The organism is Stenotrophomonas africana, assembly GCF_013004645.1.
Lineage (GTDB): Bacteria > Pseudomonadota > Gammaproteobacteria > Xanthomonadales > Xanthomonadaceae > Stenotrophomonas > Stenotrophomonas africana.
The window spans coordinates 194,914-218,665 of record NZ_JABEME010000006.1; the positions used below are offsets into that span (position 1 = coordinate 194,914).

At 67.7% G+C, this 23,752-nt stretch carries 25 protein-coding genes and 1 tRNA gene; 15 read left to right on the forward strand and 11 right to left on the reverse strand.

The window, feature by feature from the left end:
- Positions 1–18: 18 nt before the first annotated feature.
- Complete coding sequence (locus HLA98_RS12700; RefSeq protein ID WP_057499613.1) at positions 19–1,098, forward strand: NAD(P) transhydrogenase subunit alpha; 1,080 nt, start codon at positions 19–21, stop codon at positions 1,096–1,098.
- A 100-nt stretch (positions 1,099–1,198) separates the two neighbouring features.
- Here HLA98_RS12700 and HLA98_RS12705 read toward each other — a convergent pair whose 3' ends face one another.
- Genes HLA98_RS12705 through HLA98_RS12715 form a run of 3 tightly spaced genes read right to left on the reverse strand, consistent with a single transcriptional unit; the run spans position 1,199 to position 2,571 of the window.
- Complete coding sequence (locus HLA98_RS12705) at positions 1,199–1,660, reverse strand: DUF3106 domain-containing protein (RefSeq protein ID WP_049447349.1); 462 nt, start codon at positions 1,658–1,660, stop codon at positions 1,199–1,201.
- 3 nt (positions 1,661–1,663) lie between these two features.
- Positions 1,664–1,990, reverse strand: a complete 327-nt coding sequence (locus HLA98_RS12710) for a hypothetical protein (protein WP_057499614.1) — start codon at positions 1,988–1,990, stop codon at positions 1,664–1,666.
- A complete protein-coding gene (locus HLA98_RS12715; protein WP_005408172.1) occupies positions 1,987–2,571 on the reverse strand; it encodes an RNA polymerase sigma factor in 585 nt (194 codons plus the stop codon). Before HLA98_RS12715 ends, HLA98_RS12710 begins: the two co-directional genes overlap by 4 nt.
- 98 nt (positions 2,572–2,669) lie before the next feature.
- Here HLA98_RS12715 and HLA98_RS12720 point away from each other — a divergent pair, with 98 nt between their 5' ends.
- Together HLA98_RS12720 and HLA98_RS12725 are read left to right on the forward strand one after the other, a co-directional pair.
- Positions 2,670–2,990 (forward strand): NAD(P) transhydrogenase subunit alpha part 2, encoded by a 321-nt coding sequence (locus tag HLA98_RS12720; protein WP_005408173.1) that lies wholly within the window; start codon positions 2,670–2,672, stop codon positions 2,988–2,990.
- Positions 2,987–4,447 (forward strand): NAD(P)(+) transhydrogenase (Re/Si-specific) subunit beta, encoded by a 1,461-nt coding sequence (locus HLA98_RS12725; RefSeq protein WP_057499615.1) that lies wholly within the window; start codon positions 2,987–2,989, stop codon positions 4,445–4,447. Before HLA98_RS12720 ends, HLA98_RS12725 begins: the two co-directional genes overlap by 4 nt.
- Before the next feature lie 115 nt (positions 4,448–4,562).
- On the opposite strand, the gene HLA98_RS12730 is transcribed toward HLA98_RS12725, so the two are convergent.
- A complete protein-coding gene (locus HLA98_RS12730; protein ID WP_057499616.1) occupies positions 4,563–4,982 on the reverse strand; it encodes a hypothetical protein in 420 nt (139 codons plus the stop codon).
- 122 nt (positions 4,983–5,104) lie between these two features.
- Between HLA98_RS12730 and sufT the strand changes: the two genes are divergently transcribed.
- The 3 genes from sufT to HLA98_RS12745 all read left to right on the forward strand — a co-directional run bounded on the left by sufT (position 5,105) and on the right by HLA98_RS12745 (position 9,007).
- Positions 5,105–5,656: a putative Fe-S cluster assembly protein SufT gene (gene sufT / locus HLA98_RS12735; RefSeq protein WP_024957743.1), complete on the forward strand. Its 552-nt coding sequence runs from the start codon at positions 5,105–5,107 to the stop codon at positions 5,654–5,656.
- A 59-nt stretch (positions 5,657–5,715) separates the two neighbouring features.
- Positions 5,716–6,810, forward strand: a complete 1,095-nt coding sequence (locus HLA98_RS12740; RefSeq protein WP_010481775.1) for a branched-chain amino acid aminotransferase — start codon at positions 5,716–5,718, stop codon at positions 6,808–6,810.
- 454 nt (positions 6,811–7,264) lie between these two features.
- The gene (locus HLA98_RS12745; RefSeq protein WP_057499617.1) at positions 7,265–9,007 is read left to right on the forward strand and encodes a serine protease ExpR; all 1,743 of its coding nucleotides are present in this window, start codon (positions 7,265–7,267) and stop codon (positions 9,005–9,007) included.
- A gap of 89 nt (positions 9,008–9,096) precedes the next feature.
- Here the strand turns inward: HLA98_RS12745 and HLA98_RS12750 are convergent, their stop codons facing one another.
- The 3 genes from HLA98_RS12750 to wrbA all read right to left on the reverse strand — a co-directional run bounded on the left by HLA98_RS12750 (position 9,097) and on the right by wrbA (position 10,587).
- A complete protein-coding gene (locus tag HLA98_RS12750) occupies positions 9,097–9,582 on the reverse strand; it encodes an asparaginase domain-containing protein (RefSeq protein WP_041864473.1) in 486 nt (161 codons plus the stop codon).
- A gap of 79 nt (positions 9,583–9,661) precedes the next feature.
- Positions 9,662–9,997, reverse strand: a complete 336-nt coding sequence (locus tag HLA98_RS12755) for a DUF2069 domain-containing protein (protein WP_049447338.1) — start codon at positions 9,995–9,997, stop codon at positions 9,662–9,664.
- Positions 9,994–10,587, reverse strand: coding sequence for an NAD(P)H:quinone oxidoreductase (gene wrbA / locus HLA98_RS12760; RefSeq protein WP_049447341.1), 594 nt, complete (start codon positions 10,585–10,587; stop codon positions 9,994–9,996). Before wrbA ends, HLA98_RS12755 begins: the two co-directional genes overlap by 4 nt.
- A 77-nt stretch (positions 10,588–10,664) precedes the next feature.
- Here wrbA and HLA98_RS12765 point away from each other — a divergent pair, with 77 nt between their 5' ends.
- Both HLA98_RS12765 and HLA98_RS12770 read left to right on the forward strand, forming a co-directional pair.
- Positions 10,665–11,939, forward strand: coding sequence for a YihY family inner membrane protein (locus HLA98_RS12765; RefSeq protein WP_049447343.1), 1,275 nt, complete (start codon positions 10,665–10,667; stop codon positions 11,937–11,939).
- Positions 11,936–12,511, forward strand: a complete 576-nt coding sequence (locus HLA98_RS12770; protein WP_049447345.1) for a TlpA family protein disulfide reductase — start codon at positions 11,936–11,938, stop codon at positions 12,509–12,511. The genes HLA98_RS12765 and HLA98_RS12770 overlap by 4 nt, the downstream gene beginning before the upstream one ends.
- Before the next feature lie 539 nt (positions 12,512–13,050).
- On the opposite strand, the gene ppk2 is transcribed toward HLA98_RS12770, so the two are convergent.
- Genes ppk2 through hemA form a run of 4 tightly spaced genes read right to left on the reverse strand, consistent with a single transcriptional unit; the run spans position 13,051 to position 17,935 of the window.
- Entirely contained in the window at positions 13,051–13,833 is a 783-nt protein-coding gene (ppk2, locus tag HLA98_RS12775) for a polyphosphate kinase 2 (RefSeq protein ID WP_049406807.1), read from the reverse strand.
- Positions 13,834–13,879: 46 nt separating this feature from the next.
- Positions 13,880–15,586, reverse strand: coding sequence for an O-linked N-acetylglucosamine transferase, SPINDLY family protein (locus HLA98_RS12780; protein ID WP_057501637.1), 1,707 nt, complete (start codon positions 15,584–15,586; stop codon positions 13,880–13,882).
- Positions 15,587–15,591: 5 nt separating this feature from the next.
- Entirely contained in the window at positions 15,592–16,674 is a 1,083-nt protein-coding gene (prfA, locus tag HLA98_RS12785; RefSeq protein WP_057501638.1) for a peptide chain release factor 1, read from the reverse strand.
- Positions 16,652–17,935: a glutamyl-tRNA reductase gene (gene hemA / locus HLA98_RS12790; protein WP_049444762.1), complete on the reverse strand. Its 1,284-nt coding sequence runs from the start codon at positions 17,933–17,935 to the stop codon at positions 16,652–16,654. Before hemA ends, prfA begins: the two co-directional genes overlap by 23 nt.
- A gap of 63 nt (positions 17,936–17,998) precedes the next feature.
- On the opposite strand from hemA, the gene HLA98_RS12795 reads away from it, so the two are divergent.
- From HLA98_RS12795 to pth, 7 genes are all read left to right on the forward strand, one after another.
- The gene (locus HLA98_RS12795; protein WP_170272474.1) at positions 17,999–19,684 is read left to right on the forward strand and encodes a tetratricopeptide repeat protein; all 1,686 of its coding nucleotides are present in this window, start codon (positions 17,999–18,001) and stop codon (positions 19,682–19,684) included.
- Positions 19,681–20,340: a lipoprotein insertase outer membrane protein LolB gene (gene lolB, locus HLA98_RS12800; RefSeq protein ID WP_057501640.1), complete on the forward strand. Its 660-nt coding sequence runs from the start codon at positions 19,681–19,683 to the stop codon at positions 20,338–20,340. The genes HLA98_RS12795 and lolB overlap by 4 nt, the downstream gene beginning before the upstream one ends.
- Complete coding sequence (gene ispE / locus HLA98_RS12805; protein WP_057501641.1) at positions 20,337–21,206, forward strand: 4-(cytidine 5'-diphospho)-2-C-methyl-D-erythritol kinase; 870 nt, start codon at positions 20,337–20,339, stop codon at positions 21,204–21,206. Before lolB ends, ispE begins: the two co-directional genes overlap by 4 nt.
- Positions 21,207–21,217: 11 nt before the next feature.
- Positions 21,218–21,294: transfer RNA gene (locus HLA98_RS12810), tRNA-Gln, on the forward strand.
- A gap of 139 nt (positions 21,295–21,433) precedes the next feature.
- Positions 21,434–22,393: a ribose-phosphate diphosphokinase gene (locus HLA98_RS12815; protein ID WP_057501649.1), complete on the forward strand. Its 960-nt coding sequence runs from the start codon at positions 21,434–21,436 to the stop codon at positions 22,391–22,393.
- 110 nt (positions 22,394–22,503) lie between these two features.
- Complete coding sequence (locus HLA98_RS12820) at positions 22,504–23,118, forward strand: 50S ribosomal protein L25/general stress protein Ctc (RefSeq protein ID WP_057501642.1); 615 nt, start codon at positions 22,504–22,506, stop codon at positions 23,116–23,118.
- 47 nt (positions 23,119–23,165) lie between these two features.
- Positions 23,166–23,744, forward strand: coding sequence for an aminoacyl-tRNA hydrolase (gene pth, locus HLA98_RS12825; RefSeq protein ID WP_057501643.1), 579 nt, complete (start codon positions 23,166–23,168; stop codon positions 23,742–23,744).
- Positions 23,745–23,752: the final 8 nt, after the last annotated feature.

Sequence of the window (23,752 nt, forward strand, 5' to 3'; positions counted from 1 at the left end):
CGATCAGCGGGGACCTGCATGGCCGTGGCGTTGCTGGGGATCAAGGAGACCGCGCCGGGCGAACGGCGCGTGGCGTTGACGCCGGAAACCGCGCGCAAGCTCGGTGCTCTCGGCATTACCGTCTGGTACGAGGCCGGCGCCGGCTTGGCGGCAGGCTTCACCGATGCCGCCTATGACGATGCCGGCGCACGTGTGTTCGACGCGGGCCGTTGGGGCGAGATCGACATCCTGCTGTGCGTGCAGGCGCCGCCGGCGTCGGTACTGGAAAAGCTCAAGCCCGCTGCCAGCGTGGTCGGCCTGCTGGCCCCGGCCAGTGATCCGGCGCTTGCGGCATTGGCCGCTGGCGACCGCCTGCAGCTGTTCCCGCTGCAGCAGCTGCCGCGCACCACCCGCGCGCAGGCGATGGATGTGCTCAGTTCGCAGGCGGGCATGGCCGGCTACAAGGCCGCGCTGATCGCAGCCGAACGCGCACCGCGTTTCTTCCCGATGCTGACCACTGCGGCCGGTACCGTGCGCCCGGCCAAGGTATTGGTGATCGGTGCCGGCGTGGCCGGCCTGCAGGCCATTGCCACCGCGCGCCGGTTGGGCGCACAGGTGGAAGGTTTCGACGTGCGCCCGGAAACCCGCGAGCAGATCCAGTCGCTGGGCGCGCGCTTCCTCGATCTTGGCGTGAGCGCGGCCGGTGAAGGCGGCTATGCGCGCGCGTTGACCGAAGAGGAACGTGCCGAGCAGCAGCGCCGGCTGGCCGACCACCTGCGCAGCGTGGATGTGGTGATCTGTACCGCAGCGGTGCCGGGGCGACCGGCGCCGACGATCGTGACTGCCGCAATGGTGGAAGGCATGGCCACCGGCAGCGTGATCGTGGACCTGGCGGCGGAGAGCGGCGGCAACTGCGCACTGACCCAGCCGGGGCAGTGCATCGAGCATCAGGGCGTGACCATCGACGGCCCGCTGGGCCTGGCCAGCCGCGGCGCGACCCAGGCCAGCGAGATGTATGCGCGCAACCTGCTCAACTTCGTCGCGCTGTTCGTGCGCGAAGGGCAGCTCGGTTTCGACTGGGAAGACGAGTTGCTGGCCAAGACGCGCTGGCAAGCGTGATCTGACCTGCATGCTGTAGAGCCGAGCCCATGCTCGGCTTGCGCAGACGCGATGAAGCAGCCGGGCGTGGGCTCGGCGCTACAGAGGATTGAATCTGGTCTTACCGCGGCTTCGCCGGCGGCGGGTTCTCGCGCACCCAGTCCTTGCGCTGTTCCGGCGTCATCTGCGACCAGCGCTCGCGCAGTGCATCGCGCTGCGCGGGCGGCAGGTCCCGCATCTGGCCGAACAGGGCCCGGGCCTGCTCACGCTGTTCCGGGCTCATGTGCTCGAAGCGGCGCAGGCCACGGCGGGCCTTGTCGCGTTCCTCAGGGCTCATCGACTGCCAGCGCTGGCCATGCGAGAGCATGCGCTGGCGCTGGCCGGCATCGGCACTGTTCCAGCGGTCGCGCAGCGGCGCCAGCAGCGATTCCCGCTGTGCTTCACTCAGCTGTTCCCAGGCCGGCAGCGGTGCGGCCGGCGCGGGGCGTGCGGCAGGGGCGGGCGCGGCGCTCTGCGCCAGTGCCGGGAGGGCCGGCAGCAGCAACAGGGTCATCAGCAGGGGCAGGGCGTGCAGTCGGGACATCATTCACTCCATCGCCAGGTCGGTATCGCCCAGCCACAGGTACAGATCGGGATTTTCGTCGTAGAGCGCGCTGTTGTCTTCCACCGAGGCAAGCACCGGTGCCGGCGCAGGGCCCGTCAGCCTGCCATGGCCAGTGAACTGCAGGCCGATGCCCAGCGCCACCACCAGCGAACAGGCACTGGCCAGCCACCAGCGCCAGCGCCCGCGATGGGTGGCCGTGGCGCCGTGGCGAGCCTGGCGCAGCCGGGCCAGCGTTGCCGGCGACAGCGCGCGCAGCGACTGCGCGTGCAGGCTGCGCAGGGAGTCATCGGAAGGCAGGGAGCGGTTCACGGGTGGATCTCCAGGTAATCCTGCAGCGCCTGGCGGGCGCGTGCCAGATGGGTTTTTACCGCGCCTTCGCTGCAGCCCATGGCGCGGGCGGTGGTGGCCCCGTCCAGATCCTGCAGCACGCGCAGGGTGAACGCCTCGCGCTGGCGGGCGGGCAGGCGGCGCAACGCGTCCACCAGCTGCTGGTACTGCTGGCGCTGTTCATGCGCCTGTGCCGGGTCCGGGCCGGGGTCGGCCCAGTCGATCTCGCCGCCTTCCGCGTCCTGGTTGTCGCGCCAGAACGGCAGGCGGAAACGGCGCCGGCGCTGCACGTCGATCACGCGCCGGCGCAGGATGCTCCAGAACAGCGGCGCCCATTCGGCGGCCGGCTTGTCGGCGTAGTCCAGCATGCGCAACAGCGCGTCCTGCACCGCGTCCATGGCGTCTTCGCGCTGGCGCAACCCGGCCTCGGCAAAGCGGAACGCACGCGGGCCGACACTGGCCAGGAACGCCTCCAGCGATGCCGGCAGGGCATCGGTCTCGGCGCTCGGGGGGACGGGGCTGCTCACCAGCACAGGGTACGGTTCCTCGCTCGGGGTCACCATCGACAACGCGTGAGCGCGGCTTCGGTTGACGCCGGGCGCGCACCAGGTTCAGCCCATGGTTATGATGGGACGACGAAGACAGAGCAGGAGCGTTGCCAGTGAGTGACGGGTTCGTAGCGCTGTACATCTTCATGCTGGCGGCCATTGCCGGCCACGTGATCATTTCGCGGGTGCCGGTGATCCTGCATACCCCGCTGATGTCGGGCTCCAACTTCATCCACGGCATCGTGCTGATCGGCGCGATGGTGGTGCTGGGGCACGCGCAGACACCGCTGGAGAAAGCCCTGGGCTTCCTCGCCGTGGTACTCGGTGCCGGCAACGCCGCCGGTGGCTACGTGGTCACCGCGCGCATGCTGGAAATGTTCAAGCCGAGTGCGCCCAAGGGCGGCAAGGACGAGCCGAAGGAGCCGCAGGCTTGAACATCAGCACCGTCGAACTGCTCGATTGGCTGGTCAAGGCCAGCTACCTCGTCGCCGCCACGCTGTTCCTGCTGGGCCTGCAGCGCATGGCCTCGCCGCTGACCGCGCGCAGCGGCATCCGCTGGGCGGGGCTGGGCATGCTGCTGGCCACGGTGGCGACGTTCTTCCTTCCCGAACTGCACAACGTGCCGCTGATCCTGGTGGCGCTGCTGCTGGGCGCGGGCTTGGCCTGGTGGTCGGCCGGGAAGGTTGCCATCACCGACATGCCGCAGATGGTGGCGCTGTACAACGGCATGGGCGGTGGCTCGGCGGCGGCCATCGGCGCGGTGGAACTGCTGCGCTACGCCTTCCTCGCCAACCGCGATACCAGCCACTGGAGTGCACAGGCACTGGCCGACCTGGCCGCGCGCCAGCCATCGGGCATGGTGCTGCTGCTGGCGGTGGTCGGCGCGGCGATCGGTGCGGTGTCGCTGTCCGGTTCGGTGATCGCCTGGGCCAAGCTGGACGGGCGCCTGGACAAGCGCGTGACCTGGCCCGGCCAGCAGGTGATGAACCTGCTGGTGGCACTGGCGGTGGTGGTGCTGGCGATCATCGCGGCCAGCACGCTCAATACCTGGGCGATCGTCGCCTTCTTCGTGCTGGCGCTGGCGCTGGGCGTGCTGATGACGTTGCCGATCGGTGGCGCCGACATGCCGGTGGTGATCTCGCTGTACAACGCGTTTACCGGCCTGGCGGTGTCGTTCGAAGGCTACGTGCTGGGCAACGAGGCATTGATCATCGCCGGCATGATGGTCGGCGCGGCCGGCATCCTGCTGACCCGGCTGATGGCCAAGGCGATGAACCGGCCGATCCGCAACGTGCTGTTCTCCAACTTCGGCGGCGGTGCCGACGGCGAAGCGCAGACGATCACCGGTGCGCAGAAGCCGATTGAAGCGCCGGACGTTGCGGCGATGATGGCCTACGCCGAACGCGTGGTGATCGTGCCGGGATACGGCATGGCCGTGGCGCAGGCCCAGCACAAGATCTGGGAGCTGGCACAGCGGCTGGGCCAGCGCGGGGTGAAGGTGAAGTTCGCCATCCACCCGGTGGCCGGGCGCATGCCCGGGCACATGAACGTGCTGCTGGCCGAAGCGGGCGTGCCGTACGATCTGATCGCCGACATGGACGACATCAACCCGGAGTTCGCCAACACCGACGTGGTGCTGGTGATCGGTGCCAACGACGTGGTCAATCCGGTGGCACGCACCGACCCGGCCAGCCCGATCTACGGCATGCCGGTGCTGGACGTGGTCAACGCGCGCAACGTGGTGGTGATCAAGCGCGGCAAGGGCACCGGCTTCGCCGGCATCGAGAATGCGCTGTTCTATGCCGACAACACCCGCATGCTGTACGGCGATGGTGCGGAAGCGGCGGCCTCGCTGGTGAGCGAGTTGAAGGCGCTCGACGGCGGGCACTGAGATCCGGGGTCGGATCCCTTTCCACAGGAAAGGGCTCTGACCCCATATGCGCAGCCTCATCCACGCGTGGCGTGGATCTACCCGGAAAGCACAACGCGCACGGGGGGCATCGCGGTCAGCGCGCCAGCCAGGCGCCCACGGCAACACCCACGGCCAGCCAGATCCATTCCACCGCGCCGTTGGCCAGGGTAATCAGGGTCCAGGCCAGGTGCGGACCCATCCGCATCGTGGCGTCCCACAGGTCCAGCCCGATCGAACCGCCCATCCAGGCGCTGGCGATGGTCCAGTTGGCCACGGCGGCCACCAGCAGGGTGCCCAGCACGACCAGAGCGATGCGCAGCCGGCCCGGGCCCAGCGTACCCATGCGCAGCATGAACACCAGTTCCAGGGCGGTCAGTACCGCCATCCAGCCGACCTGCCGGCCGGTCATCAGCGCCAGCACCGTCCAGGCGAGGGGAGCAACAAACAGGCCCAGCAACAGCATGATGGGCCAGAGCCAGGTCACGGTCCTGGCACGCGCGGCATTGAAGGACATCGAAGCTCCCTGAAGATCACCCACAGGATACTGTGGTTTGCCGCAGTGCACCGGCGGCAGCAGGGCGGCTGGGCTAGAATGCCGTCTTGCGTGGCCGCGGCCACGGCCCCATATCGGTCCCCATGTATTCCCGTAGCAGCGAACCTGTCCACTTCGAACGCGATTGCGAGGCCGTGATGGTCCCGCAGGGCGATACCGTGACCCTGCCCGCCGGCAGCTATGGGTACATCACCCAGGCGCTGGGCGGCAGTTATTCGGTGTTTGTCGAGGGCAACCTGTTCCGCATCGCCGGCAAAGACGGCGACGCCATCGGCAAGGAGGCGCCGGCACCGCTGGAACTGCCGGCCGATGCCACCGATGAACAGGTGGAACAGCTGGTATGGCAGCAGCTGCGCACCTGCTTCGATCCGGAAATCCCGGTGAACATCGTCGAACTGGGCCTGGTCTACGAAGTCGAGATCAAGCACCTGGACGAAGGCAAGCGCGAGATCGACGTGAAGATGACCCTGACCGCACCCGGCTGCGGCATGGGCGACATCCTCGTCGACGACGTGCGCAGCAAGCTCGAAATGATCCCGACGGTGGCCGAGGCCGACGTCGACCTGGTGTTCGACCCGCCGTGGAACCAGCACATGATGTCCGAGGCGGCCCGGCTCGAGACCGGCATGCTTTGACCCACGGCCCGCAGTGACGCGGGCCCGGCATTACCCGCAACCAGAACAGGAAATCTCCGGTGTCCCAGTCCATTCCCAGCTTCGCCGTCACCCGTTCGGACCACCCGCGCAGCGCTGAAGAGCGCGCCCAGATCCTGGAGAAGCCGGGCTTCGGCCTGCACTTCACCGACCACATGGTGGAAGTGCGCTGGGACAAGGACACCGGCTGGCACAACGCCAACGTGCGTGCCTACGGCCCGCTGCAGCTGGACCCGGCCGCAGCCGTGCTGCACTACGGCCAGGAAATCTTCGAAGGCATCAAGGCCTACCGCCATGCCGACGGTTCGATCTGGACCTTCCGCCCGGATGCCAACGGCCGTCGACTGCAGCGTTCGGCGCAGCGCCTGGCGCTGCCGGAACTGCCGGTGGAGATCTTCGTCGAATCGCTGAAGCAGCTGATCGCCGTGGACAGCGCCTGGGTGCCGTCGGCCGATGAGTCGAGCCTGTATTTCCGTCCGTTCATGATCGGCGACGAAGCCTTCCTCGGCGTGCGCGGTGCGCACAAGGCCGGTTACTACGTCATCGCCAGCCCGGCCGGCCCGTACTTCGCCAAGGGCGTCGCCCCGGTGTCGATCTGGCTGTCCACCGAATACGCGCGTGCGGCCAAGGGCGGCACCGGCGCCGCCAAGTGCGGTGGCAACTACGCCGCTTCGCTGCTGCCGCAGCAGAAGGCGCAGGCACAGGGCTGCTCGCAGGTGCTGTTCCTCGACCCGGTCGAAGGCAAGTACCTGGAAGAACTGGGGGGCATGAACGTGTTCCTGGTCTACAAGGACGGCACGCTGGTCACCCCGCAGCTCTCGGGCAGCATCCTTGAGGGCATCACCCGCGAGAGCATCCTGCAGCTGGCCCGCGACCGCGGCATGAAGGTCGAAGAGCGCAAGGTCAGCATCGACGAGTGGAAGGACGGCGTTGCCTCCGGCGAGATCGCCGAAGTGTTCGCCTGCGGTACCGCGGCGGTAGTCACCCCGATCGGCCAGCTGAAGGGCGAGGGCTTCTCGGTGGGCGACATCAACGCCCCGGCCGGCGAAGTGACCATGTCGTTGCGCAAGGAACTGACCGACATCCAGTACGGCCGCCTGCCGGACCGCCACAACTGGCTGGTCAAGCTGGGCTGATGATCGCCCACGCTGGACTGTAGAGCCGAGCCGACGCTCGGCTGCTCTTCTGGAAAGCCCGTCCCCGTGACGGGCTTTCTGCGTTCTGGTCAGGCCGCCGGGCATGACCCGGCGCTACCGGACGGTCCGTGCCCGCCGACTGGGGACGCCGATGTCGGCAAAGTCATTCCAGGACACGTGATGACCCAGTCAGGTCTGTGCAGGGCACGAGAAAGTTCCTTCACCTTCACAAACCCTCGACCCGTAAAGTCTCAGATCAGACATTTCATCTTGCTGAAAAGACGCTGAAAATCTTGTGGTGTCCGGTTTTGGTCATTAGCGTCATCTGCACGGCGGATTGATAGGGGAATCCGCTGACTCGCCGGACTTCGAACCTCGCCAACGAAAGCCAGCCCATGGTTCGGCCGGTGCTTCTGCCGATTCCGGCATTCACACCACTAGAAAGGGAAATACGATGTCCCAGGTAACGCAACCGCGTGTGCGTCGAGTGTGGGTGGTCCTTGGTGCGTCCGTTCTGTCATCGCTGCTGCTGGCCACGCCTGCGCTGGCCGGTGATGTCCAGCTCAGCGGCCTGCAGTCCGCGCCGACCCACCAGCGTTTCATCGTGAAGTACCGCGACGGCAGCGCCCCGGTGGCCAACACCACCGCATTGGCCTCTTCGCTGAAGAGCGCCGCCGCTGGCATGGCCACGAGCCAGGGCCGCGCGCTGGGCCTGCAGCAGGTCCGCAAGCTGGCCGTGGGCCCGACCCTGGTCAAGACCGACCGTCCGCTCGACCAGGCCGAATCCGAGCTGCTGATGCGCAAGCTCGCCGCCGATCCGAACGTGGAATACGTCGAAGTCGACCAGATCATGCGCGCGACGCTGACCCCGAACGACACTCGTTTCAGCGAGCAGTGGGGCTTTGGCACCTCCAGCGCCGGCATCAACATCCAGCCGGCCTGGGACAAGTCCACCGGCACTGGCGTGGTGGTGGCCGTGATCGACACGGGCATCACCAACCATCCCGACCTCAACGCCAACATCCTGCCCGGCTACGACTTCATCAGCGACGCCGCGATGGCCCGTGATGGCGGTGGCCGCGACAACAATCCGAACGACGAAGGCGACTGGTACGGCGCCAACGAGTGTGGCTCGGGCATCCCGGCCTCCAATTCCAGCTGGCACGGCACCCACGTTGCTGGCACCGTCGCGGCCGTGACCAACAACAGCACCGGCGTGGCTGGCACGGCGTTCAATGCGAAGGTCGTCCCCGTGCGCGTGCTCGGCAAGTGCGGTGGTTATACCTCCGACATCGCCGATGCGATCGTGTGGGCATCCGGCGGCACCGTCAGTGGCGTGCCGGCCAATGCCAACCCGGCCGAAGTCATCAACATGTCCCTGGGCGGTGGCGGCACCTGCTCGGCTACCTACCAGAACGCGATCAATGGCGCGGTCAGCCGTGGTACCACCGTGGTGGTTGCCGCCGGCAACAGCAACACCAACGTGTCCTCGTCGGTGCCGGCCAACTGTGCGAACGTGATCGCGGTGGCGGCCACGACCTCGGCCGGTGCGCGTGCCAGCTTCTCCAACTATGGTGCCGGCATCGACATTTCCGGCCCGGGCCAGAGCATCCTGTCCACCCTCAACACCGGCACCACCACGCCGGGCAGCGCCACCTACGCGTCCTACAACGGCACCTCGATGGCGGCGCCGCATGTGGCCGGTGTGGTTGCACTGATGCAGTCGGTGGCGCCGAGCGCGCTGAGCCCGGCACAGGTCGAAAGCATCATCAAGAGCACCGCACGTCCGCTGCCGGGTGCCTGCTCGGGTGGTTGCGGCGCCGGCATCATCGACGCCAATGCCGCTGTGGCCGCAGCGATCAACGGTGGCGGCAATCCGAACCCGGGCGGCAACGTGCTGCAGAACAACGTGCCGGTGACCGGCCTGGGCGCTGCAACCGGTGCCGAGCTGAACTACACCGTCGCCGTTCCGGCCGGCAGCACCCAGCTGCGCGTGGCGATCAGTGGCGGCAGCGGTGACGCCGACCTGTACGTGCGCCAGGGCAGTGCCCCGACCGATACCACCTACACCTGCCGTCCGTACCTGAGCGGCAACAGCGAGACCTGCACCATCAACAGTCCCACCGCCGGCACCTGGTATGTGCGGGTGAAGGCGTACAGCAGCTTCTCGGGCGTGACCCTCAACGCCCAGTACTGAGCCCAAGTCCCTCTCCATGGGCACGCCCCGGTTCCGGCCGGGGCGTTTTCTCTTTGGGTAGGTGCCGACCTTGGTCGGCACGCGGTTTCTCAGACCGATTCGAAGCGGTTCGCGGCCACGTTCTTGCGCACGTGCTGCGGATCGAAGATCCGGCCGTTCATCGCGATGTACACGCCGCTCGGCAGCGACTGCACCGCACCGATCGCACAGCCGATGTTGAACTCCGCATCCGAGCCGCGGAAGCGTGCCGGGCTCAGCGCGCCGGTCATCACGATGGTCTTTTCCGGAATCGTCGCAAGCACCTGGCCGGTCTGCACCATCGAATCGGTGCCGTGGGTCACCAGCACGTGCCGGGTCGGCTGCGCAGCGATGGTGGCGCGGATCAGTTCGCGGTCCTCATCGTTGATGTGCAGCGAATCCTTGCGCAGGATCGGAATCACGTTGAAGCGGAACGTCACGCCCAGCTCGCGCAGGATCATGCCGATCTGGGGGTCGCCGATCTGGTAGTCCGACTTGTCGTCGAAGTAGATCTTGTCGATCGTGCCACCGGTGGTGACGACCAGGAGCTCTTCCATCATGTGCATGCGCGAAACCAGGACAGGTACAGCGGCGCGGGGCCAGGAACACAGATGATACGGCCCGGCGGCCGCAGCGTCAGCGTCGCTTGCCGAAGCGGGCGCGCAGCCCCGGCAGGCTGGCGCTGAAGATCACCAGCAGGGCCAATGCAATCTCGATCAACGCCAGCCAGCGCGTCTCCGGGTGGCTCCAGGCGCTCATCACGCCGTGGCTGAACCAGCCCAGCGCCAGCACCGAGGCCCAGAAGCCGGCCTTGCGCCAACCCAGTTGCAGGGCAACAGCCAACGCCAGTGGCGGCGCGGTGAACACCAGCTGGGTGGCCAGCCAGTGCTTGTCATTGATGAACCAGCCGGCGAACAGGGCAGCCAGCCCCATCAAGGCCAGCAGCAGGACCGTGCGCGCCGGGCGGCTCATCGGGACAACCGTTGCGCGATGTCGGCCACCCGGCGGCCCAGCGCGCGGGCCAGCACGGCCTCGTCATCGGTCGGCTGCGGGTCATCGGCGGCGCCGGCCACGTGGCTGGCGCCATAGGGCGTGCCGCCACTGGTGGTGTGGCTCAACGCCGGTTCGGTGAACGGGATGCCGACGATCACGCAGCCGTGGTGCAGCAGCGGCACCTGCATCGACAGCAGGGTCGATTCCTGCCCGCCGTGCATCGAGGCGGTGGATGTGAATACGCCGGCCGGCTTGCCGGACAGGGTGCCGTTGACCCATTCGGCGCCGAGCCCGTCCAGGAAATGCTTGACCGGCGCGGCCATGTTGCCGAAGCGGGTGGGGCTGCCGAGCAGCAGGCCCTGGCATTCCACCAGGTCCTGCACGCTCACGTAGGGCGCGCCATCGTCGGGCACCGGCGGCTGTGCGGTCTGGGTCACGGCGGCCACCGGCGGCACCGTGCGCAGGCGCGCGCTCATGCCCGGTACTTCGCCGATGCCCCGCGCGATCTGGCGCGCCAGCCGTGCCACCGAACCGCCCCGGCTGTAGTACAGCACCAGAATCTCGCCCATCGTGCCCGCTTCTCCTCGTCGTGTGGTCGCCAGTATGGCTATCCTGCCAGCATTCCGCATCGGGTACCCTTCCACCGATGGAACCTTTGGATACGCTCAACCTGTGGATGGAGCGCGCGCGGGATCGCGCACGGGCCATCAGTTTCGGCCGCTTCCTGTGGCATCGCTTCCTCGACGACCGCCTGTTCCAGGCAGCGGCGGCGCTGGCCTACACCACGGTGTTCGCGCTGGTGCCGCTGGCGATCGTGGTGTTCGGCGTGCTCTCGGCCTTCCCCGTCTTCGACCGCTGGAGCGACCAGCTCAGCGATTACGTCTTTTCCAACTTCGTGCCCAACGCTGCGCGCGCCGCGGAGGGCTACCTGCGGCAGTTCTCGGCCAGTGCCGGCCAGCTCACCGCCGCCGGCTTCATTGCGCTGGTGGTCTCGCTGCTGATCACGCTCAACAGTGTTGAAGAGACCTTCAACCAGATCTGGCGGGTCGGCTCGACCCGGCCCAAGCTGACCCGCTTCCTCGTCTATTGGACCGTGCTGACCCTGGGCGCGATGCTCGCCGCTGCTTCGCTGGCAGTATCGGCGCGGGTGTTCGCAATGCCATTGTTCGGCACGCAGGAGGGCCGCTGGCTGGCCGAGCTTGCGCTGCGGGTGGCGCCGATCCTGATCGAGTTCGTGTGCATCACGCTGATGTTCCGGGTGGTGCCGCATCACACGGTGAAATGGCGGCACGCAGTTCCCGGCGCGATCCTGGCCGCGGTGATCCTGGAGTTGGTGAAGTGGGGCATCGGCGCCTACCTGGGCAGCTTCCAGTCCTACCAGAAGCTCTATGGCACAGTCGCCTTCGTGCCGATCCTGCTGCTGTGGATCTACCTGTGCTGGGTGGCGGTGCTGCTGGGCGCGTCGCTGTCCTCGTCGATGGCCGCCTTCCGCTACCAGCCAGTGGAACTGCGCTTGCCGCAGGGCTACGAGTTCTACGGCCTGCTGCGCCTGCTCGGCCGCTTCCACCATGCACGCGCCAAGGGCAGGGGCCTGGCCGATGATGAAATCCTGCGGCTGGAGCCGATGCTGACCGACTCCCTGCTGCATGACCTGGTCTGCAACCTGCAGGAGATCGACCTGCTGCGCCGTGACGAGCGCGGTGAGTGGTTGCTGTCGCGCGACCTGAACCAGGTGAGCCTGGCCGATCTGTACGAATGCACCCAGCTGCGCATCCCGGTAGCCGAGCAGCACCTGCCGTACCGCGACGACAGCCTGGGCCGTGCCGCATTGGCGGCGCTGGACGATCTGCGACTGCCCCTGCGTGAACGCCTGAAGCGCAAGGTCAGTGATATCTATACCGATTCCGGAGACATGCCATGACCCGCAAGACGACGTTGCCGCTGCTGCTCCCGTTGACCCTGCTGCTGGCCCTGTCGGCCTGCAAGCCGGCGCAGGAGCCGACCCCGGCCAGCAGCCAGCCGCCGGCACAGGCACCGACGCCGGCCGCGCCGGCGCCGGTCGATGAAACCCCGGCCGAGCGCACCACCGCCGAGTTCCCGACGCTGAAGATGAAGGCGGTGGATGGCAGTGATTACGATCTGGCCGCGCATCGTGGCAAGTGGGTGGTGGTGAACTTCTGGGCCACCTGGTGCGCACCGTGCCGCAAGGAGATGCCCGAGCTGTCGGCGCTGCATGCGATGCGCAGCAACATCGAGGTGGTCGGTCTGGCCTATGAGGACATCGAAGTGCCGGAGATGCAGTCGTTCCTGACTAAGCATCCGGTGACCTATCCGATCGTGATCGTGGACCCGTTCGATCCGCCGGCGGACTTCGCCACACCGCGCGGTTTGCCGCTGACGCACCTGCTGGATCCGCAGGGCAAGCTGGCGCACACGTTCCTTGGCCCGGTGACGGCCGCCGACATCGAAAAGCAGATCGCTGCTGCCAAGTAGTGGGTTGGTCGGCAGGGCCTGCGGCCCTGCACCCGCCGAAGCCAGAGCAACGGCAACAGCAGCAACAACAGCAACGGCGGGCATTCCGTGGGATGGTGGGGCGGTGCCGGAGTGCGGGGACGCCGCAAGTACGTCCCTGTAGGCTTGGCAGCCGCATCCATGCGGCTGACACCCCGCACTCCGACACCGCCCCACCTCTGACAGATTTCTGCGGCTGTTGGTGGGTGTCGACCTTGTCGACACGTTAGATCCACGCCATGCGTGGATGAATCTCCATTGAAATCGAGTATTTCGACAATCGCATGAAGAGCATCCACGCATGTCGTGGATCTGCTGCAGGTCGCGAGAAACTGTCGAAGGCGGGGTGGGTCCGGTTGCGGGGGCGTGAGCCGCATGGATGCGGCGACCGAGCTTACATGGACGTACTTGCAGCGTCCCCCGCAACCGGACCCACCCCGCCATCCCTCAGGAAGCCCGCCGTTGCTGTTGCCGTTGCTCTGGCTTCGGCAGGTGCAGGGTGCAACCCTGCCGCCCCCCCCCTATTCCTCGACCGGGAAGTCCTCGATCGGCTTCAGCACATCGTAGTGCTCGCGATGCAGCTTGCCCTTCAGCTTCGGCAGCTCCGGCAACGGCGCATCCACCCGCGTGTCCGGCAACCGGTCCAGCAGGTTGCGCACCAGGGTCAGGCGCCCCAGCCGCTGGTCGTTGAAATCCACCAGCGTCCACGGCGCCGCCTCGCGATGCGTCGCGCGCAGCATCGCCTCGCGGGCTTCGGTATAGGCGCTGTACTTGCTGCGCGATTTCAGGTCGACCGGGGACAGCTTCCAGCCCTTCAGCGGATCGAGGTGGCGTTCGGCGAAACGCTTCTCCTGCTGCTCCTGGTCGACGCACAGCCAGTACTTGAACAGCAGGATGCCGTCATCCACCAGCAGCTGCTCGAACACCGGCGCCTGGCGCAGGAACTGCTGGTACTCGGTTTCGCTGCAATAGCCCATCACCCGCTCGACGCCCGCGCGGTTGTACCAGCTGCGGTCCATCAGCACGATCTCGCCGGCGGCGGGAAGATGCGAGGCATAGCGCTGGAAATACCACTGCGTGGCTTCGCGGTCGGTGGGCTTGGGCAGTGCTACCACCCGGCATTGGCGTGGATTGAGATGCTGGCTGATGGCCTGGATCGCGCCGCCCTTGCCTGCCGTATCCCGTCCCTCGAACAGCACCAGCAGGCGTTGCCCGCTGAGCTGCACCCAGCGCGCCATCGCGGTCAGTTCCAGCTGCAGCGGCAGCAGCAGTTCGTCGTAGTCCTTGCGCTTGAGCTTGGCCATCGTCACACCACGCGGGGAGGAAGCCCGAGCGTAACGCAGGGGTCGCTCAGGTGTTGTCGACACCTTGCCAGCCGTGTTCACCGGCAAGCCGCTGCAGCAGGGCCGACAGGTCGCGGGCAAACCCGGCCATGTCGAACAGGCCACTGCGTTCGCGCGCCTGCGCCAGCTCGGCGCGAAGCGAGGCCAGTGCTGCGGGGGCATTGCCCAGTGCGCTGGCGGTGGCGATGAACGCCGCATCATCGGCGACATTCATCCGCGCCAGCCCCAGATGGTGATTGAGGCTGCCGGCCACGCGCGCGGCGAAGGTGGCGCCGGGGCAGGTCAGCACCGGGCAGCCGGCCCATAGTGCGTCGGACGCGGTGGTGTGCGCGTTGTACGGATGCGTATCGAGGAACAGGTCGGCCCGCTGATAGCGGGCCAGGTACTGCGGATGCGGCAGCTTGGCCATGAACACCAGGCGTGCCGGATCCAGGCCGGCGGTCTGCGCGGCAGTGCGCAGGCGAGCGTCGGCCTGGCCGGGGCCGGACAGCAGCCACAGCACGCTGCCGGGCACGGCCTGAAGCACTGCGAAGGCGCGGCCCATGCTGCGCGGGTTGAGCTTGTAGCTGTTGTTGAAGCAGCAGAACACCACGCCGTGCTCGGGCAGGCCGCACTCGGCGCGGGACGGTGCCGGTCCAAGCACACGCGTGCTGTCCGAGGGCTGGAAGGCACGTGGCAGGCGCAGGACACGTTCGCTGAAGTGCGATTCCAGTGATGCCGGCAGCACGAATTCGTCGGCGACCACGGCATCCAGCCATCGCGCGCCTGACGTGCCGGGATAGGCCAGCCAGTTCAGCTGCAGCGGGGCTGGGCGCATCGCCAGCACTTCCGGCGTGCCGCCACCGCCCCAGCCGCGCAGGTCGAACAGCAGATCAATGCCCTGCGCGCGGATGCGGGTGGCGATGTCGGCATGACGCAGGCCGGACATGTCGTGCAGGTGCGTCGCCGCCTGCAGGCGCTTGCGGATGCGGCTGCCGTCGTCGTGGTTCAGTGCGAACAGGTGCAGTTGCAGAGCAGGATCATGGCGCAGCTGTTCGAGCAGGGCCACGGTCAGCAACCCGGTGGGATGGGCACAAAAGCCATTGGACAGGAAGCCGACGCGCAGCGGGCCATGCTCGCGAACCTTCACTGCAGGAAGGGGGCGCACCGCCGACGCCACGACTGCGGCGCGCGCACGCGCGCAGACCAACTGCTCGGCCGCGCTGGCGTCTTCACTGAGGAAGGCGAAGGGCTCCACCGCACCCTGGCCGGCGGCGAGCGCGGCGCGTACCTGCGCAGCCAACGCGTCCACGTCCTGCCAGTCGCACAGGCGGCGCTGCCAGGCCAGGCGCTGCGCGGCGATATAGGGTTCATCCGGCATCAGCGCATGCGCGCGGCGATAGGCCGCTGCTGCGCCTTCAGCATCATCGGCATCTTCCAGCGCATGGCCCAGCCACAGTGCGATGCCCGGGTGCTGCGGGGCCAAAGCCGAGGCCTGGCCGAGCAGCCTGGCCGCGTCGGCATGCGCACCGGCCATCCAGGCCACGCGGCCCAGCCGTGCCAGTGCTTCCGGGTGGTTCGGGCGCAGCTGCAGCGCACGTCGTGCGGCCTGCTCACCGGCGGCGATGTCGCCGGCCTCCAGTTCCAGGTCGGCCAGCATCACCCAGGCGACGAAGTCGCCGGGCTGGCGTGCGATCGCCTGTTGCAGGTGCTGCCGCTGCTGCCAGGCCGACATGCGACTCAGCTCGCCGACAACTGGGCCAGGGCGTCGACCTGGTGTTCGTGGCTGAGCCGCTGCAGCAGCGGGTCGAGGTCGCCGGCCAGTACGTTGGGCAGGTCGTACAGCGTCAGGCCTTCCACGCGGTGGTCGGTGATCCGGCCCTGCGGGAAGTTGTAGGTGCGGATGCGCTGGCTGCGGTCGCCGCTGCCGACCTGCAGGCGCCGTGATTCGGCCTGCGCGGCGTCCTGGCGCTGGCGCTCGGCGTCCAGCAGCTGTGCTTTCAGGCGCTTCATCGCCTTGTCGCGGTTGGCGTGCTGGCTGCGCTCGGTCTGGCATTCCACCACCACGCCAGTCGGCACGTGGGTGATGCGGATGGCCGATTCGGTCTTGTTGACGTGCTGGCCACCGGCGCCGGACGAGCGGAACGTATCCACCTTCAGGTCGGCGGGGTTGATGACGATGTCATCGACCTCGTCGGCCTCGGGAATGATCGCTACGGTGGCCGCCGAGGTGTGGATGCGGCCCTGCGATTCGGTGGCTGGCACGCGCTGCACACGATGCGTACCCGATTCGAACTTCAGGCGTGAGAACGCGCCACGGCCGACCACGCGCGCCACCACTTCCTTGTAGCCGCCATGCTCGCCCGGGCTGTCCGATTCGATTTCGACTTTCCAGCCCTGGCGCTCGGCGTAGCGGGCGTACATGCGGAACAGGTCGCCGGCAAAGATCGCGGCCTCATCGCCGCCGGTACCCGCGCGCACTTCCAGGAACAGGTTGCCTTCATCGCGCGGGTCGCGCGGCACCAGCAGCAGCGCCAGCTCCTGCTCCAGTTCCTGCAGGCGCGCCTGTGCCGCAGCGATTTCCTCGTCGGCCAGCTCGCGCAGGTCGGGGTCGGCGCGCATGCCTTCGGCGGCGGCCAGGTCGGCCTTGGCACGGGCTTCATCGGCCAGGGCGATGGCGATCGGTTCAAGTTGGGCGAATTCGCGCGAAAGGTCGCGGAAACGGGTGTTGTCGGCGACCACATCGGGTTCGGCGAGCAGGCGTTCCAGTTCTTCGCGGCGCTCGGCCAGCGCTTCCAGCTTACGGCGCAGGGTCGGCGTCATCGGGTCTCACGGGTGGGTGGCGGTAACCCGGCGTGGCCGGGAACAGGCGCTCGGCGGCGCGGGTCAGGTCGGCATCGCCACTCAGCGCGGCAGCGCGCAGGGCGGCGGTCGGCGGATGCAGCAGGCGGTTGGTCAGGCCGTGGGCCAGCAGTTCCAGCACTTCATCGGCCGGCTTGCCGTTGGCCAGCTGCTGGCGTGCGCGCTCCAGCAGCTCGGCGCGGGTGGCCTCGCCGAACGCACGCAGCTGCCGCAGCGGCGCCTGGTGGGCGCTGGCCTGCTGGGTCTCGACGAAGCGCGACACCTGCAGGTCGATGATCGCCTCGGCTTCGGCGGCGGCCTCGCGACGGCCACGGCGGTTGTCTTCCACCGCGCGTTCCAGGTCATCGACGGTGTAGAGGAAGGCATCGTTGAGCGTGCCGACCTCGGCCTCGATGTCGCGCGGCACGGCCAGGTCGAACAGCAGCATCGGCTTGTGCCGGCGCGCACGCAGGGCCTTGGCCACCATCTCACGATGGATCACCGGCTCGCGCGCGGCGGTGGCCGAGAACACCACGTCGGCCTCGCCCAGGTGGCGGTCCAGTTCAGTCAGCGGCAGTGCCACGCCGCCATGGCGGCTGGCAAGTTCCTGCGCGTGGGCGAGGGTGCGGTTGGCGATCAGCAGCCGGCGGACCTTGCCCTCGCTCAGGTGCCGTGCAGCCAGTTCGATGGTCTCGCCGGCACCGACCAGCAGCACGGTGGAATCGTCCAGCCGGGCGAACGCGTTCTGCGCCAGGCGCACCGCGGCCGAGGCGACCGACACCGGGTTGGCGCCGACCTGGGTATCGGTGCGCGCACGCTTGGCCACCGAGAAGGTCTGCTGGAACAGGCGGTCCAGGCGCTGGCCAAGCAGACCGTGGTCGCGCGCGGTCGACCAGGCATCCTTCACCTGGCCGAGGATCTGTGGTTCACCCAGCACCATCGAGTCCAGCCCGGTGGCGACGCGGAACAGGTGGCGCACGGCCTCGGCATCGGCATGCTGGTACAGGTAGCCCTGCAGGTCGCCGGCCTGGCTGTGCAGCCACTGGTCCAGTGCCTGCGCCGAATCGGCCACGGCGTACAGTTCGGTGCGGTTGCAGGTGGACAGCAGCACCGCCTCGGCGATCTGCGGGGTATCGCGCAGCGAACCGAGCGCGCGCGGCAACGCCTCACCGGCGAAGGCCGCGCGCTCGCGCAGCTCCACCGGTGCGGTCTGGTGATTCAGTCCGAGCACCCACAGGGTCATTGTTCAGTTGCTTGCGATAAGCTGCTGGCCATTGGACGACATTTTAAGGCCCCGATGCCGACGATGCCCGCATTGATTCGCATCCCCAGTGTTCTGCTGCTGTCCCTGGCCTGCAGCCAGGCCCTGGCGGCAGTGCCGGCCAAGGCCCCCGTACGGGCCCCGGCCACTGAGGAACTGGCGCTGGAACCGGTGATGGCCGGTGAGTTCGCGCTGCAGGCCGGCAAGCTGGCCGACGCCGCACGCTGGTACCTGCAGGCGGCCCAGCAGACCGACGGCGACGCCGGCCTGGCCGAGCGCGCGACCCGCATTTCCATGCTCGCCAACGACGATGCCAGCGCCGCCAAGGGCCTGGCCCTGTGGCAGCAGCGCGCCCCACGCTCGTTGACCATGCGCAGCGCCGCCGGTGCGCTGGCCATGCGACAGGGCGATGTGAAGGCCGCCCGCACCGAGCTGCAGGCCCTGCTGGCCGACCCCGACGAGCGCGGCTGGAAGTTCGCCCTGGCCGCGCTGATCGGTGGTGGCCGTGATCCGGCGGTGCCCGCACAGGTGCTGGGTGAGCTGGTCGACGCCAACGCCATTCCGCCGAAGATCGAAGCCTGGCAGGAATTCGGCCGCCTGGCCCTGCGCATGGAAAAGCCCGAGCTGGCGCGGCGCATGATCGATGAAGTGGTCAAGCGCTTCCCCGAGGAGCCGCGCGTGGCGTTGCTGCGTGCCAGCCAGCTGCAGCAGGCGGGCGAGACCGACAAGGCATTGTCGTTGCTGCACGACGTGGAGCCGAAGACCCGCCAGGACCCGGAACTGCGCAATGCGGTGGCCATCGCCTACGACAGCCTCGGCCAGCCGTCCGCCGCCGAGCGCGTGCTGGCCTTCGGCCCGCAGGACGTGCAGACCTGGGGCATGCGCGCTTCGCTGCTGGCCAAGCAGGGCGACAAGGCCGCGCTGTCCAACCTCTACAACGAACTGTCGCGGCAGGCCGCCAAGCCGGACCCGGCGCAGCGCCTGCTGCTGGGCAAGATCGCCGAGTACCTGAAGCGCTACCCCGAGGCGGTGCAGTGGTATCACAGCGTGCCTGGTGGCGATGAGCTGAGCGAAGCGCGCCTGCGCGCGGCCAACGCCCAGGCCCTGGCCGGGCGCCTGCCGCTGGCGCTGGATGAAGTGCACGCGATCCAGTCCGATGCGGTGGTCGACGACGATGTGCGCCGCGACGCCTACCTGCTGGAAGCCGAACTGCGCCAGCGCGCAGACGATAGCGCCGGTGAACTGGATGCGCTGGCCCGGGGCCTGGCCGCGTACCCGGATGACAACGGCCTGCTGTACGCCCGTGCGCTCACCTGGGAACGCCGTGACGACATCCCACGCGCTGAGGCCGATCTACGCAAGATCCTTGTGACCGAGCCGGAAAACGTACCGGCATTGAACGCGCTGGGTTACACCCTGGCCGATCGCACCGGTCGCCTGCAGGAGGCACTGGAGCTGATCGACCGCGCCCGCGTGGCCGAACCGGACAACGCCGCCATCGTCGACAGCTACGGCTGGGTGCTGTATCGCCTGGGCCGCAAGGAAGAGGCACTGGTGCAGCTGCGCCGGGCCTGGACCCTGGCCAAGGATCCGGAGATCGCTTCCCACGTCGGCGAAGTGCTGTGGGTGCTGGGCAAGCATGACGAGGCCCGCCACTTCTTCGAGGAAGCGGCCAAGCTCGACCCTGAAAACCGCGCGCTGCTGCGCGCCCGCGAGAAGTTCAATCCATGAGTGTTTCCCTGATCCGGCCGCTGCTGTTGGCGGCCGCGACCCTGATGGTCAGCGCCTGCACCAGCGTGGGCACGCAGAAGACCCCGGCGCCAGCGGTGGTCGAGACCGTGTCTGCCGAAGCGGCGCAGGCCGAGGCGGCGCGCGTGGCCGCGCTGCAGGCACAGCCGGACTGGGCCTTCCAGGGCCGGGTCGCGGTCAGCAAGGGCAAGGACGGCGGCAGCGGTCGCATCGACTGGAAGCAGGATGGGCGCCGTTATGTGGTCGAGCTGAGCGCGCCGGTGACCCGGCAGAGCTGGAAGCTGACCGGCGATACCCATTCCGAAGCGGGCCGCCTGGAAGGGCTGGCTGGCGGGCCGCGTGACGGCGAGGATGCCCAGCAGCTGCTGCTGGAAGCCACTGGCTGGGACATTCCGGTCAACCAGCTGCCGGAGTGGATCCGTGGCCTGGTGGCTGGCGATGCTGCCGGTCCGGAGAAGGTCGAGCGCGACGGTGAAGGCCGGCCGCGCCGCATGCAGCAGATGGGCTGGCAGGTGCAGTACCTGGACTGGTATCCCGCCGAGACCGGGCGCCCAGCGCTGCCGCGCCGGATCGAGGCCAGTAATGGGGATGCCAAGGTGCGCCTGCTGGTGGACCAGTGGGGGCAGGGCGCTCCATGAGTGGGGTAGCCGATGGCACGGGCTGGTCCTGGTGGCCGGCCCCGGCCAAGCTGAACCTGTTCCTGCACATTACCGGCCGCCGGGCCGACGGTTACCACGAGCTGCAGACCGTATTCCGCCTGCTGGACTGGGGTGACCGCATCGGCCTGCGCCTGCGTGAAGACGGCCTGGTGCATCGGCAGGGCGAGGGCCTGGCCGGCGTGGCCGAGGCCGATGATCTGGCGGTCCGCGCCGCGCGGCTTCTGAAAGATGCGGCCAATATCGCGCAAGGCGCAGACATCATCGTTGAAAAGCACGTTTCTGCCGGCGGGGGGTTCGGTGGCGGTTCCTCCGACGCGGCCACCGTGCTGGTCGTGCTGAACCGGCTGTGGCGGGCAGGGCTGGACGAGGACGCGCTTGCCGCGCTCGGCCTGCGCCTGGGCGCGGATGTACCGGTGTTCGTGCGCGGGCGCAACGCCTGGGCCGAAGGGGTGGGCGAGCGCCTGCATCCGATCGTGCTGACACCGGCCTGGTATGTGGTGGTTGAGCCGGGCGTTCATGTTCCCACCCCGGCCCTGTTTGCAGACCCGGATTTGACGCGCGACAGCCCAGTGGCGAAAATAGAGGACTTCGCTTCCGGGACCCTGGTCGGGAACGCGTTCGAACCGGTGCTGCGCCGCCGTGAGCCTGCCGTCGAGGCAGCGTTCGCCGCGTTGAGCGACATTGGCACGGCGCGGCTGACCGGTTCGGGAAGTGGTTGTTTCGTCGAGTTCGCATCGCAGTCTGCCGCAGAGCAGGGACGGTCGAAGTTGCCGAAGGAGTTGCGGGCAAGGGTGGCAGCGGGCGTTGCGCGTTCGCCACTGCTGGATGCACTCGAGCAACACTGATTTATCAATGCAGGGGCGTCGCCAAGAGGCCCAAGGCACCAGGTTTTGATCCTGGCATTCGTAGGTTCGAATCCTACCGCCCCTGCCAATAGCGGCTGTGTCCGCGCCTTCCAGCGCATCACCTGCGCGGGACGTGGAAACAACCGCGGTGTTGTCAGCAGCAAGGGTCCATCGGGTCCTTGCCGACCCCGGATCCCCGCCACTCGTCCCCGCCCGAGACAATCATGATGCAAGAGTCCCCGAACCTGCTGGTCTTTTCCGGCAACGCCAACAAACGTCTGGCGCAGAACATCTGCAAGGAACTGGGGGTTCGCCCGGGCAAGGCGCTGGTCTCGCACTTCTCCGATGGTGAAGTGCAGGTGGAAATCGAAGAGAACGTCCGCAAGCAGGACGTGTTCGTGATCCAGCCGACCTGCGCGCCGAGCGCGGAAAACCTGATGGAACTGCTGGTGCTGATCGACGCGCTCAAGCGCGCATCGGTGGCCAGCGTGACCGCCGTGGTGCCGTACTTCGGCTACTCGCGCCAGGATCGCCGCATGCGTTCCTCGCGCGTGCCGATCACCGCCAAGCTGGCGGCGAAGATGTTCAGCACCGCTGGCGCTGATCGCGTGCTGACCGTCGACCTGCACGCCGACCAGATCCAGGGCTTCTTCGATATTCCGGTGGACAACGTGTATGCGTCCCCGCTGCTGCTGGCCGACATCTGGCGCGCCTACGGCACCGAGAACCTGATCGTTGTGTCGCCGGACGTGGGCGGTGTGGTCCGCGCCCGTGCGGTGGCCAAGCGCCTGGATGACGCCGACCTGGCGATCATCGACAAGCGCCGCCCGCGCGCCAACGTCTCCACCGTGATGAACATCATCGGTGACGTCGAAGGCAAGACCTGCGTGATGGTCGATGACATCGTCGATACCGCCGGCACCCTGTGCGCCGCTGCCGCTGCCCTGAAGGCGCGCGGTGCGCTCAAGGTCGCCGCCTACTGCACCCACGCGGTGCTGTCGGGCCCGGCGATGGACAACATCACCAATTCCCAGCTCGACGAGCTGGTGGTGACCGACACCATCCCGCTGAAGGACGCAGCGCGGGTGTGCAGCAAGATCCGTCAGCTGAGCGTGGCGGAGATGCTGGCCGAAACGATGCGCCGCATCGCCTTCGGTGAGTCGGTCAGCTCGCTGTACGTCGACTGAGTTTTTCGTCCTTGCCGGCAACGGCGGGGACATACCCCGGGTGCTTCTGGTCGCGGAAGCATCTTCAACCGCCAAGCCGCAAGGCGAGGCAACAACCTGAGTAGTCGAAAATGTCGAAGACCCATGAAATCAAGGTCACCAAGCGTGAACTGCAGCGTAAGGGTGCGAGCCGCCGCCTGCGTCACGCTGGTGTGATCCCGGCCATCGTGTACGGCGGCAACGCCGAGCCGGTCGCCATCAGCCTGGACCACAACGAAATCTGGCTGGCCCAGCAGAACGAGTGGTTCTATGCCTCGATCCTGGACCTGAATCTGGATGGCCAGGTGCAGAAGGTCCTGCTGCGTGACATGCAGCGCCACCCGTACAAGCAGCTGATCATGCACCTGGACTTCCAGCGCGTGAACGAGAACGAAGCCCTGACCGCTTCGGTCCCGCTGCACTTCATCAACGAAGACACCTCGCCGGCCGGCAAGGCTGCCGACGTCGTGGTCACCCACGAACTGAAGGAAGTGACCATCACCTGCCTGCCGAAGGACCTGCCGGAGTCGATCGAAGTCGACCTGGGCGAGCTGAAGGCCGGTGACGTGGTGTACCTGTCCAACATCAAGCTGCCGAAGGGCGTGGAAATCCCGGCCCTGGCGCTGGGCAAGGACCACGACGACGCCATCGTCACCGCCAAGGCCGGCAAGGCTGACGCGGCCGACGAAGAAGCGGCTGCCGAGTAATACCAAGCGGCGCCTGCCTCCGGGCAGGCGCCGTGCTGGAAGGAACCATGGCAGGATTGCGACTGATCGTCGGTCTGGGCAACCCCGGATCGGAACACGCCCGGACCCGGCACAATGCCGGGTTTCATTTCGTTGAGGCCCTGGCTGAAAAAGCCGGTGCGCGATGGAATGTGGACAGCAAGCTGTTCGGCGAGACCGCCAAGGTCGAGATTGCCGGACAGACGGTGTGGCTGCTCAAGCCCGCCACGTTCATGAACCTCAGCGGCAAGTCGGTCACCGCCGCACAGCGGTTCTGGAAGATCGAGCCGGAAGAAACCCTGCTGGCCCACGACGAGCTGGACCTCCCGCCCGGTGCGGTGCGGCTGAAGTTCGACGGTGGCCATGGCGGCCAGAACGGCCTGCGCGACACCATGCGCCTGCTCGGCCACGGCAAGTTCCACCGCCTGCGCGTGGGCATCGGCCATCCCGGGCACAAGGACCGCGTGGTGGGGTGGGTGCTCGGCCGTCCGTCGAAGGACGACGACGTGCTGATCGCGCGCGCCATCGACGATGCGATCGACGTGCTGCCGCTGGCAGTGCAGGGCGATTTCAACGAAGCGATGAAGCGGCTGCATACACCGCGCTGACCATGACC

What these genes read in the sequence shown, in the direction of transcription:
- HLA98_RS12700 (WP_057499613.1), top strand. Translation starts at nt 19, where the DNA reads ATGGCCGTGGCGTTGCTGGGGATCAAGGAGACCGCGCCGGGCGAACGG.
- HLA98_RS12705 (WP_049447349.1), bottom strand. Translation starts at nt 1,660, where the DNA reads ATGTCCCGACTGCACGCCCTGCCCCTGCTGATGACCCTGTTGCTGCTG.
- HLA98_RS12715 (WP_005408172.1), bottom strand. Translation starts at nt 2,571, where the DNA reads ATGGTGACCCCGAGCGAGGAACCGTACCCTGTGCTGGTGAGCAGCCCC.
- HLA98_RS12730 (WP_057499616.1), bottom strand. Translation starts at nt 4,982, where the DNA reads ATGTCCTTCAATGCCGCGCGTGCCAGGACCGTGACCTGGCTCTGGCCC.
- sufT (WP_024957743.1), top strand. Translation starts at nt 5,105, where the DNA reads ATGTATTCCCGTAGCAGCGAACCTGTCCACTTCGAACGCGATTGCGAG.
- HLA98_RS12745 (WP_057499617.1), top strand. Translation starts at nt 7,265, where the DNA reads ATGTCCCAGGTAACGCAACCGCGTGTGCGTCGAGTGTGGGTGGTCCTT.
- HLA98_RS12750 (WP_041864473.1), bottom strand. Translation starts at nt 9,582, where the DNA reads ATGGAAGAGCTCCTGGTCGTCACCACCGGTGGCACGATCGACAAGATC.
- HLA98_RS12755 (WP_049447338.1), bottom strand. Translation starts at nt 9,997, where the DNA reads ATGAGCCGCCCGGCGCGCACGGTCCTGCTGCTGGCCTTGATGGGGCTG.
- wrbA (WP_049447341.1), bottom strand. Translation starts at nt 10,587, where the DNA reads ATGGGCGAGATTCTGGTGCTGTACTACAGCCGGGGCGGTTCGGTGGCA.
- HLA98_RS12765 (WP_049447343.1), top strand. Translation starts at nt 10,665, where the DNA reads ATGGAACCTTTGGATACGCTCAACCTGTGGATGGAGCGCGCGCGGGAT.
- HLA98_RS12770 (WP_049447345.1), top strand. Translation starts at nt 11,936, where the DNA reads ATGACCCGCAAGACGACGTTGCCGCTGCTGCTCCCGTTGACCCTGCTG.
- ppk2 (WP_049406807.1), bottom strand. Translation starts at nt 13,833, where the DNA reads ATGGCCAAGCTCAAGCGCAAGGACTACGACGAACTGCTGCTGCCGCTG.
- HLA98_RS12780 (WP_057501637.1), bottom strand. Translation starts at nt 15,586, where the DNA reads ATGTCGGCCTGGCAGCAGCGGCAGCACCTGCAACAGGCGATCGCACGC.
- prfA (WP_057501638.1), bottom strand. Translation starts at nt 16,674, where the DNA reads ATGACGCCGACCCTGCGCCGTAAGCTGGAAGCGCTGGCCGAGCGCCGC.
- hemA (WP_049444762.1), bottom strand. Translation starts at nt 17,935, where the DNA reads ATGACCCTGTGGGTGCTCGGACTGAATCACCAGACCGCACCGGTGGAG.
- HLA98_RS12795 (WP_170272474.1), top strand. Translation starts at nt 17,999, where the DNA reads ATGCCCGCATTGATTCGCATCCCCAGTGTTCTGCTGCTGTCCCTGGCC.
- lolB (WP_057501640.1), top strand. Translation starts at nt 19,681, where the DNA reads ATGAGTGTTTCCCTGATCCGGCCGCTGCTGTTGGCGGCCGCGACCCTG.
- ispE (WP_057501641.1), top strand. Translation starts at nt 20,337, where the DNA reads ATGAGTGGGGTAGCCGATGGCACGGGCTGGTCCTGGTGGCCGGCCCCG.
- HLA98_RS12815 (WP_057501649.1), top strand. Translation starts at nt 21,434, where the DNA reads ATGCAAGAGTCCCCGAACCTGCTGGTCTTTTCCGGCAACGCCAACAAA.
- HLA98_RS12820 (WP_057501642.1), top strand. Translation starts at nt 22,504, where the DNA reads ATGTCGAAGACCCATGAAATCAAGGTCACCAAGCGTGAACTGCAGCGT.
- pth (WP_057501643.1), top strand. Translation starts at nt 23,166, where the DNA reads ATGGCAGGATTGCGACTGATCGTCGGTCTGGGCAACCCCGGATCGGAA.